The organism is Microbacterium sp. (genome assembly GCF_031988965.1).
Classification (GTDB): domain Bacteria; phylum Actinomycetota; class Actinomycetes; order Actinomycetales; family Microbacteriaceae; genus Microbacterium.
In genome coordinates this window covers 1-8,851 of record NZ_DALZXX010000120.1, presented here as the reverse complement: position 1 = coordinate 8,851, position 8,851 = coordinate 1, and the positions used below count along the sequence as shown (strand labels likewise).

The 8,851-nt window shown below is 70.0% G+C and carries 9 protein-coding genes and 1 pseudogene; 5 read left to right on the top strand and 5 right to left on the bottom strand.

Annotation, left to right across the window (positions count from 1 at the left end; genetic code table 11):
- Both RTM68_RS14905 and RTM68_RS14900 read right to left on the bottom strand, forming a co-directional pair.
- Positions 1 to 750: iron chelate uptake ABC transporter family permease subunit (locus RTM68_RS14905; protein ID WP_312172355.1), on the bottom strand; the 750-nt coding region annotated here is incomplete at its 3' end.
- Positions 751 to 828: 78 nt separating this feature from the next.
- Complete coding sequence (locus tag RTM68_RS14900; RefSeq protein ID WP_312172353.1) at positions 829 to 1,572, bottom strand: AraC family transcriptional regulator; 744 nt, start codon at positions 1,570 to 1,572, stop codon at positions 829 to 831.
- 153 nt (positions 1,573 to 1,725) lie between these two features.
- Here RTM68_RS14900 and RTM68_RS14895 point away from each other — a divergent pair, with 153 nt between their 5' ends.
- The 3 genes from RTM68_RS14895 to RTM68_RS14885 are packed head-to-tail and all read left to right on the top strand — an operon-like array spanning position 1,726 to position 4,422.
- A complete protein-coding gene (locus RTM68_RS14895; RefSeq protein WP_312172351.1) occupies positions 1,726 to 2,721 on the top strand; it encodes an ABC transporter substrate-binding protein in 996 nt (331 codons plus the stop codon).
- Between the two features lies 1 nt (position 2,722).
- A complete protein-coding gene (locus RTM68_RS14890; RefSeq protein ID WP_312172349.1) occupies positions 2,723 to 3,919 on the top strand; it encodes a siderophore-interacting protein in 1,197 nt (398 codons plus the stop codon).
- The gene (locus RTM68_RS14885; RefSeq protein ID WP_312172347.1) at positions 3,919 to 4,422 is read left to right on the top strand and encodes a hypothetical protein; all 504 of its coding nucleotides are present in this window, start codon (positions 3,919 to 3,921) and stop codon (positions 4,420 to 4,422) included. The genes RTM68_RS14890 and RTM68_RS14885 overlap by 1 nt, the downstream gene beginning before the upstream one ends.
- Here RTM68_RS14885 and RTM68_RS14880 read toward each other — a convergent pair.
- Entirely contained in the window at positions 4,397 to 5,053 is a 657-nt protein-coding gene (locus RTM68_RS14880; RefSeq protein ID WP_312172357.1) for an alpha/beta fold hydrolase, read from the bottom strand. The two genes, RTM68_RS14885 and RTM68_RS14880, sit on opposite strands and share 26 nt — an antisense overlap.
- Before the next feature lie 106 nt (positions 5,054 to 5,159).
- Between RTM68_RS14880 and RTM68_RS14875 the strand changes: the two genes are divergently transcribed.
- Positions 5,160 to 5,762 carry an NUDIX hydrolase family protein gene (locus RTM68_RS14875; protein WP_194765451.1) on the top strand — a complete coding sequence of 201 codons (603 nt, stop codon included), beginning with the start codon at positions 5,160 to 5,162 and terminating at the stop codon, positions 5,760 to 5,762.
- Between the two features lie 97 nt (positions 5,763 to 5,859).
- Here the strand turns inward: RTM68_RS14875 and RTM68_RS14870 are convergent, their stop codons facing one another.
- Positions 5,860 to 6,927, bottom strand: a complete 1,068-nt coding sequence (locus RTM68_RS14870) for a low specificity L-threonine aldolase (protein WP_312172344.1) — start codon at positions 6,925 to 6,927, stop codon at positions 5,860 to 5,862.
- A gap of 176 nt (positions 6,928 to 7,103) precedes the next feature.
- On the opposite strand from RTM68_RS14870, the gene RTM68_RS14865 reads away from it, so the two are divergent.
- Positions 7,104 to 8,594 carry an MFS transporter gene (locus tag RTM68_RS14865; RefSeq protein WP_312172342.1) on the top strand — a complete coding sequence of 497 codons (1,491 nt, stop codon included), beginning with the start codon at positions 7,104 to 7,106 and terminating at the stop codon, positions 8,592 to 8,594.
- Positions 8,595 to 8,609: 15 nt separating this feature from the next.
- Here RTM68_RS14865 and RTM68_RS14860 read toward each other — a convergent pair.
- Positions 8,610 to 8,851, bottom strand: a pseudogene (locus RTM68_RS14860) (alcohol dehydrogenase); the annotation flags it as partial.

Here is an 8,851-nt window from a genome sequence, read left to right as displayed (position 1 = left end):
CGCCGCGCCGAGGCGCACGCCCACGGCGCGCGCGGTGTCCTCGCCGAGGGCGAGCGCGTTGAGCGGGCGGACGCAGAGGGCCGCGATCGCGAGACCGATGACGACCGCAGGCACGATCGCCTCGACGGTGCCTGTCGGACGGTCGGCGAGCGTCCCCGCGCCCCAGAAGCGCATCCGGTTGAAGGTGTCGGCATCGACGAGCGACAGAGTGTGCGAGAACCCGGTGAGCACGGCGGCGAAGGCGACTCCGACCAGCGTGAGACGCACGGGCGAGCCGGATCCTCGGCCCGCGCCCGCGGCGAGGTACACGATCGCGGACGCGGCGATCGCGCCGACGAAGGCGAACGGGAGGTACTGATCGATCCTGACCACGCCGAGGAACGCCACCGCGAGAGTGACAGCGAAGCCCGCACCCGCGTTCACGCCGAGAATGCCCGGATCCGCGAGGGGGTTGCGAGTGAGCGCCTGGATGAGCGCTCCGGAGACCCCGAGCGCGGCGCCGACGAGGATCCCGAGCAGTGTGCGATCCACCCTGGCCGTGTTGACGGTGACGGATGTCACCGACCCGTCCGGATCGGTCAGCGCGCGCCAGACGACGTCGGCCGGCAGCGCCGCCGACCCCCAGAACAGGCTCGCCGCGCTGAGCGCACCCAGCAGGAGCACCGCCACGGCGAGTCCCATGAGGCGACGGCGCATCCGGGGTCGCCGACGGCCGGCATCCGCGCGGGCGGAGGTCGTGTCGGCGATCATGCGGCTCCTTCGAACGCCGAAACGCTAACAGCTTCGAACGGGGGTTCCTGCCCGGTGCACGCCGTCGATGGAGACCGTTCAGGCGGTGACGAGGACGCTTCTGGCGTCGCGGGCGAGCTCATCGGCGGCGAGACCCGTCTCGCGGCTGAGGGCCTTGAGGAGACCGGCCCGCGTCGCGAACCCGGACAGACGAGCCGCCGTCGTCACGTCGCCGCCGCCGACGAGATGCGACACCGCCGAGTTCAGCCGTGCCCTGACGCGCCATCGGGAGAAGGGCCATCCGGTCTCGGCGACGAAGATGCGCTGCACCTGGCGTGCGCTCATGCGATGGCGGAGGGCGAGCTCGTCGAGCGCGAGCGAGGTGCGCAGCGCGTCGCGGGCCAGGCGTCGGGCGGCCGGGTGCTCCGGGTACACGACAGGGAAGCGCGGACGCGAGATGCTGTCGAGCACGCGCCCGATGGCGCGGCGGAACGGCAGCACCTGCTCGCTGGTCGTCGGCGATGCGACCAGCGACGTCGTCATCACGTCGACGAGCGCGGGCACGACGCCGAGCACGCGCACGCGAGGACCGGGGACGACCCCGTCTTCGAGCATGGGGCCGAGGACCATCCCGCCCTCGCGGATGCGGACGGCATGCGGGACGTGCGGCTGCAGCCACACGGCCTCATGGGTGCGCAGGGGGATCTCGACGCCGTCGACCGTCACCACCGCGGCGCCCGTCACGACGTAGATCAGATGGGGTTCGTCGTGCTCATGGGTGTCGTGGCCGAGGAACCGGATCGAGTTCTCGGGGACGCTGCTCCCGAGTGCGGTGGATCGCACGCTGCTCACCCTCCGAGACATGTCGCTTCCGTCACCGTCGATGTCATCTCCGTGACGATTCGACGGGTTAGTGAGAATAGCCTTACCTTACCCGAGCAGTGCCGTCCGCCGCCTGCCTTCGGATCCATCACGTCATCGATCCCCGAGGTCTCCATGTCCAGATCCCTCCGCGCCGTCGCCGCGCTCTCCGTCGTCTCCGTGCTCGCGCTGGCATCGTGCGCCGCCGAACCGGCTCCCGAATCGGGCGATGCCCCCGCGGGCGACAGCGCGGAGAGCCGCGTCGTCACGACCGACCAGGGCGATGTCACCGTCCCCGGCGACCCGGAGAAGGTCGTCGTGCTCAACTATGCGCTGGCCGGCTACCTCTACGACCTCGACGTCCCGGTGGTGGGCCTCACGCAGGAGGACTTCGACTACGAGGCATCCTTCTCGGACTTCTGGGCGGACGACGCCGAGGCGCAGGGCACCGAGTTCGTCTCCTGGAGCGGCGACGGCTTCGACCTCGAGGCGATCCTCGCGCTCGAGCCCGACCTGATCATCGGCGGAGGCGTCGGGTTCCCGCTCATGCTGGCCACGGAGGCGTACGACGACCTCAGCGACATCGCCCCCACCGTGATCGTCAGCGGCGACAAGGCCACCTGGCAGGACCAGTACTCGTTCCTCGCCGACGACGTGTTCGGCAAGGGCGACGTCTACGACGAGGCGCTCGCCGCCTACGACGACCGCGTCGCCGAGGTCGCGGCCGCGATCACCCCGCCGCCCGCGCCCGCGGCCTTCCTGTCGGTCCTCCCCGACGGGCGCGTGTACGTCGCCAGGGAGGACATGGGGCTGCCCGTCGTCTTCGACTCGGTGGGCATCGAGGCGGCTCCGCTGTTCGCGTCGGGTGACTACGAGCCGTACACCCCCGGCGGAGACTCGTTCGAGCTCTCGACCGAGCAGGTGGGCCAGGTCATCACGCAGCCCACGGTGTTCATCACGGGATTCAACACCGACATCGGCGACATCGAGGCCCTGTCGGCCAACCCCGTGCTGGCAGCGCTGCCGGCGTTCCAGAACGACAGTGCGTATGTCCTGCCGTACTGGATGGCGCGCGGCGACTACGACGAGGCGCTCGCCCTGCTCGACGAGATCGAGGAGCTGTTCGGCTGATATGGCACATCGCGCATTCACCTCGCATCCGCTGGTCGTGCGCCGTGTGACGGTGCGCCGCATCGAGGAGGTCACTCCTCGCATGCGGCGCATCGTGGTCGGCGGAGCAGGACTCGGTGAGACGGTCGTCGACGGCACCGTGCATCGCGCGTTCGCTGCTCCCGGCTTCGACGACCACGTGAAGCTGATCTTCGCGTCGGACGGCGATCTCGAGTCGGCGCTTCCGCTGCAGCTGCCGCACGGGATCGAGTGGACCGCTGCCGACAACCGCGTGGCCCGCGACTACACCCCTCGGTGGGTCGACGTCGATGCCGGCGAGATGGCCCTCGACTTCGTGCTGCACGGCGACGGGCCCGCCGCGGCCTGGGCGCAGAGCGTCTCGGTGGACGATCCGCTGTGCTTCGTCGGGCCCAAGGCCTCGCTGCGGCTCCCCGAGCACATCGACTGGATCGTGCTCGTCGCCGACGAGACGGGTCTCCCGGCCGTCGGGCGGTTCCTCGACGAACGGCCGGTGGATGCTCCCGCTCACATCGCGCTGTTCGTCGAGGACGACTCCGCGCGTCAGGACCTGCGCACTCGGGAGGGCGACGTCGTCACCTGGCATGTGGCGAAGGGCGGCGACGCGGATGCCGTGGAGGCGGCCGTGCGGGCGATGACGCTGCCGGAGCAGGGTGAAGGCTATGCGTGGGCCGCCGCCGAGAGCCGCGCGCTGCTGCCGGTGCGCCGCTACCTGCAGCGCGAGCGCGGACTCGCCAAGGACAGGATCAACATCACCGGCTACTGGCATGCCGACGCGTCGAACGACGACGCGCAGCCGGAAGACCGGACCCCGGTGGCAGAGGCCGCCTCGCCGGTGCCGTGGCTCGTCATCCGAGCAGCGGTGCGGCTGGGCGTGATCGACGCGCTCGCCGACGGAGCGCTGCCACAGGGGGAGCTGGCAGCGCGGATCGGGGTCGCCGAGGGGGCGATCGCGGTCCTCCGGCCGGTACTCGCGTCGCACGGGGTGGTCGTCGGGGAGGCGGACGCGCTCTCGCTCGGGCACGCGGGCGCGGAGCTCCTCGACGACCACCATCGAGAGGAGTTCGACGGGCTCGAGGCGGAGGCGATCCTGTCGCGGCCCAGGCGCGCGACGACGCCGCGCACGTCGACGAGCTCATCGAGAACGCCGGTCGGCTGGCCTATCTGCTCGACGGGCTGATGACGTCCAGCGCGCTGTGGAACGGGGTGACGAGCGCACTGATCGTCGGCCCCGGTGCCCCCGCGGTGATCGGCGCGCTCGACGATGCGCGGCGCACGGGCATCGACGTCGCGGTGTACGAGCACGGTCGGGTGCTCGACGCTCTGCAGGCATCCGTCGAGCGCCCCGAGCGTCTGCATCGCGGGCTGCGCCCCTCGGACCTCGCGGTGCTGGCGCTCGCGCTGGCGCATCGCACGGACGAGGAGGCGTCGGCGCTGCTCGCGGAGATCGCCGGGAGCACGAGACGAGCGCTCGTGATCGAGTCGAGCACGCCCGACGCGCTGAGTCCGGATGTCGATGAGCATCAGGTCGTCGGCTACGCGATGACCGGAGCGCCGTTCCGCACGAGCGACTCGCTGGTCGCGCTCGCGGCGACCGCCGGCTGGGCGCGGGAGCAGGTGGTCCGGCTGGGCTGGGGAGTCGAGGTGACCGTGCTCGTCAGATCCGACTCAGCCACTTCGTGAGGAAGGCGTGCACGTCGCCGAGCTCGTCCTCCGAGATGCTGTGCGTGAGCCCGGTGTAGACGCGACCCGACAGCTCGGAGTGGGCAGGCAGCCACTGGGCGGTGTGCACGATGCGCGCCTCGGGGATCACCTGGTCGTTCGTGCCCCGGCCCCAGAAGACGTGAGGCTTCAGCGCGGTCAGCGTCTCGTCGTTCGGCAGCTCTCCCGCGGCGACGTATCCGCTGAGGGCCACGACTGTGTCGACCCGTTCGGGAGCGAGGCGCATGGCCTGGAGGGCGACGGCCGCCCCCTGGGAGAAGCCGAGGAGCGCCACGGCCGGAGCATCGGCCGCGGCATCGTCGAGCCAGCGCAGGAAGGCCTCGGCGGCGGAGGTGACGGAGTCGGAGCTGCGCCCGTCGAGACCCTCGATGGCATACCAGGAGCGACCGGGCATCGGCCACGGGGGCGACAGGGGAGCGGCGACCGACGCCACGGCGACCCCGTCGGGCAGGTAGGGCGTCAGCCCGAAGAGGTCGTGCTCGTCGGCGCCGTAGCCGTGCAGCAGCACCAGCAGCGGCGTCTCCGCGCGATCCGCGGCGGACCAGCGCGTGAGGGTGTCGTCGATCGTCAGTTCTTCGCTCACCCGCACCATCCTGCCAGCGGGGACGGACACTCGCGCCGTCCGCCGGGTGAGTCGTATGCCGGTGAGCGGTGTCAAGTCCGTGTCAGCCCGAAGGTGCGGCTGGTAGAAAGGACACATGTCCGTCCGCACACCTGATCCCGATCCCGAGCCCGAAGACGGCCTCGGAGGCTTCGACGACGCGCAGTCGCCGTCTCGCGACGGCAACCCCGGCTGGCTCAGCGACTTCGAGCTCGAAGAGGCACGCCGTCGGCTGCCGATGCTCTACGTCGAGGCGATTCCCGTGCGCACCGACGGATCCGGCCAGGTGACCGAGATCGGCATCCTGCTGCGCTCTACGCCTCTCGGGGAGATGACCCGCACCATCGTGTCGGGTCGGGTGCGCTTCGGCGAGACGATCCGCGACGCGCTCTTCCGCCACGTCGAGAACGACCTCGGCCCCATGGCGTTCCCGCTGCTGCCGCCGCAGCCGCTGCCGTTCACGGTGGCCGAGTACTTCCCGATCCCCGGCGTCAGCGCCTACCACGACGATCGGCAGCACGCCGTGTCGCTGGCCTTCGTGGTGCCCGTGACGGGCACCTGCGAGCCTCGTCAGGACGCGCTCGAGGTCACCTGGTTCTCGCCGGAGGCCGCCGGTTCCGACGCGGTCGCCGCCGAGATGGAGGGTGGCCGAGGCACGCTCATCCGACAGGCGCTCGCGAACCTCGGACTGCTGCGGTAGCGGCAGATCCGGCGCAGCCGCACAGTCTGGCGCAGACGCGAAGACCCACCGTCACGACTCGTGACGGTGGGTCTCTGCATATGTCGCGGCCCGAGGGTCAGCGCGTGGTGAGGCGACCGAGCTCGGCGACGAAGGCATCGACGTCGGACTCCTCGGTGTCGAAGCCGCACATCCAGCGCACCTCGTTGCGCGCGGCATCCCAGTCGTAGAAGCGGAACGACTCCCGCAGCTGATCGGCGATGCCGTCGGGCAGCTGGGCGAAGACGCCGTTGGCCTGCGTGGGCTGCGTGAACGTGACGCCGTCGATCGTGCCTGCCGCGATGCCGGCCTCGATCGAGCCGCGCAGCCGCTGAGCCATCGCGTTCGCGTGCTGAGCGTTGCGCAGCCACAGGTCGCCATCGAGCAGGGCGATCAGCTGAGCCGACACGAAGCGCATCTTCGACGACAGCTGCATGTTGAACTTGCGCGAGTACTGCAGGCCGTTCGACGCCTCGGGGTTCAGCACGACGATCGCCTCGCCGAGCATGGCGCCGTTCTTGGTGCCTCCGAAGCTCAGCACGTCGACTCCGGCATCGCGGGTGAACGCGCGCAGCGGCACGTCGAGGGCGGCGGCCGCGTTCGAGATGCGAGCGCCGTCGAGGTGCAGGGTCATGCCGCGCTCGTGCGCGTGGTCTGCGAGGGCACGGATCTCGTCGACCGAGTACAGGGTGCCGAGCTCGGTCGACTGGGTGATCGAGACGACGAGCGGCTGCGCGCGGTGCTCATCGCCCCAGCCCCAGGCCTCGCGGTCGACGAGCTCGGGGGTGAGCTTGCCGTTCTCGGTGGGCACGGCGAGGATCTTGAAGCCGCCGATCCTCTCGGGTGCTCCGCCCTCGTCGACGTTGATGTGCGCGGTGGATGCCGCGATCACGGCGCCCCAGCGAGGCAGCATCGACTGCAGGCCGGTGACGTTCGCGCCGGTGCCGTTGAAGACCGGGAAGGCCTCGACGCCGTCGCCGAAGTGCGAGCGGAAGACGTCCTGCAGGCGTGCGGTGTAGGCGTCTTCGCCGTAGGCGACCTGGTGGCCCCCGTTGGCCGCCGCCATGGCCGCGAGGACCTCGGGGTGGACGCCGGAATAGTTGTCACTGGCGAAGCCCCGGATCGCGGGGTCATGCTGAATGCTCACCGCACAAGCCTACGGCCCGTCTCCCTGAGGTCCGCCCGCCTGAGCCGCCCGTGCCGATCCGCGGACCCGGTCCCGTTCTGCGGACGGTTCTGCCGGATTCGGACGCAGATCGGGGCCGAGTCCGCAGATCGGGACACCCCTTCCGAATGTCGGAGGCCACGCCTACCCTCTAACCCATGGAGCGCACCGCTGCGAAGACCGCCTTCGCCAACGTCCTCGTCAACACGCTCATCGCGAACGTGACGACGAGCTTCCTGTGGTTCGCGCTCACGTTCTGGGTGTACATCGAGACGCAGTCGGTGCTCGCGACGGGCATCATCGGCGGCGCCTACATGCTGTTCATCGCGTTCTTCGCGATGATCTTCGGCACGATCGTCGATCGCAACCGCAAGCACACGGTGATGCTGCTCTCGAGCGTGATCTCGGCCGTCGCCTTCCTGATCGCGGGCCTGCTCTACGTCTGGCAGCCCGAATCGGCTCTGCTCGATCTCGGCGGCCCGTGGTTCTGGCTGTTCTCGGTCATCATCCTGTTCGGCGGGGTGATCGAGCAGCTGCGCAACATCGCGCTGTCGACGACGGTCACGCTGCTCGTGCCCGAAGAGAGGCGCGCGAACGCGAACGGGCTCGTCGGCACGGTGCAGGGCCTCGCCTTCCTCGTGACGAGCGTGTTCTCGGGCCTGTCCATCGGCTTCCTCGGCATGGGGTGGACCCTGGCGATCGCGATCGGCGCGATGGTGCTGACGTTCGTGCACCTGCTCTTCATCCGCATTCCCGAGGGCACGCCCACGCCCGACCCGGATGCCAAGAGCGCACTCGACTTCCGCGGCAGCGTGACCGCCATCAGGCTGGCGCCGGGACTGTTCGCGCTGATCATCTTCTCGACCTTCAACAACCTCGTCGGCGGCGTCTACATGGCGCTCATGGACCCGTACGGCCTGACGCTGTTCGACGCGCAGACCTGGGGCTTCGCGCTGGCGTTCGCGTCGACCGGGTTCCTGATCGGCGGCGGACTCGTCGCCAAGTTCGGTCTCGGCGCGAAACCCATGCGCACACTGCTGCTCGTGGTGATCGCGATGGGGCTGCTCGGCTCGGTGTTCATGCTGCGGGAATGGTGGCCGCTGTACGTGATCGGCATGTGGGTCTACATGGCTCTGGTGCCGCCGGCCGAAGCGGCCGAGCAGACGATCATCCAGAAGGTCGTGCGATACGACCGCCAGGGGCGGGTGTTCGGCGTTGCCGCGGCGATGGAGGCCGCGGCGGCTCCGGTCACGGCGTTCCTGATCGCCCCGATCGCCGAGTTCCTGATCATCCCGTATATGAGGACCGACGCAGGCCAGCAGCAGTGGGGGTGGCTGCTCGGCGAGGGCGATGCGCGGGGCATCGCGTTGATCTGCCTGTTCGCCGGCCTCATCATGGTGGTCGCGGGAACCCTGGCGTTCTTCACGAAGTCGTACCGCAAACTCACCGTCCTCTACGCGAGCGCGCCCGAGCAGGACCTCAGCGCAGAGAGTGACGACGCTGCAGAGGGTGATGACGCTGGACAGACTGACGACGCTGCAGAGGATGACGGTGCCGACCACGTCACCCATGCCACGCACGTCACTCACCCCGATGCGCTGCCGCCGGTGCGTGGGCTCCCTCCGGAGATCCCTGAGGGGCGACGCTGACTTCGCCCGACGGGCTCAGTCGAGCGTGATGATCTGGTCGTTCAGTTCCGCGGCGTCGACGTCCCACAGCGCCAGCACACGACGCGCGAGAGAGTCCGGGTCGAGCGCCTTCGCGCGGAACACGACGGATGCCGCACGGAGCGGTTCACCGGCATCCCGCGCGACCTTGGCGAAGCCCTGAGCGACAGCGCGGGTCCACGCCTCGCTCGCGGCCTTCACCGCCGCGTAGTTCGCACCCCCGGCGAGCGGGCGCCCGA

Excerpts from the sequence above, each read along its gene's own strand:
- RTM68_RS14895 (WP_312172351.1), top strand. The coding sequence starts at position 1,726 with ATGTCCAGATCCCTCCGCGCCGTCGCCGCGCTCTCCGTCGTCTCCGTG.
- RTM68_RS14890 (WP_312172349.1), top strand. The coding sequence starts at position 2,723 with ATGGCACATCGCGCATTCACCTCGCATCCGCTGGTCGTGCGCCGTGTG.
- RTM68_RS14885 (WP_312172347.1), top strand. The coding sequence starts at position 3,919 with ATGACGTCCAGCGCGCTGTGGAACGGGGTGACGAGCGCACTGATCGTC.
- RTM68_RS14880 (WP_312172357.1), bottom strand. The coding sequence starts at position 5,053 with ATGGTGCGGGTGAGCGAAGAACTGACGATCGACGACACCCTCACGCGC.
- RTM68_RS14875 (WP_194765451.1), top strand. The coding sequence starts at position 5,160 with ATGTCCGTCCGCACACCTGATCCCGATCCCGAGCCCGAAGACGGCCTC.
- RTM68_RS14865 (WP_312172342.1), top strand. The coding sequence starts at position 7,104 with ATGGAGCGCACCGCTGCGAAGACCGCCTTCGCCAACGTCCTCGTCAAC.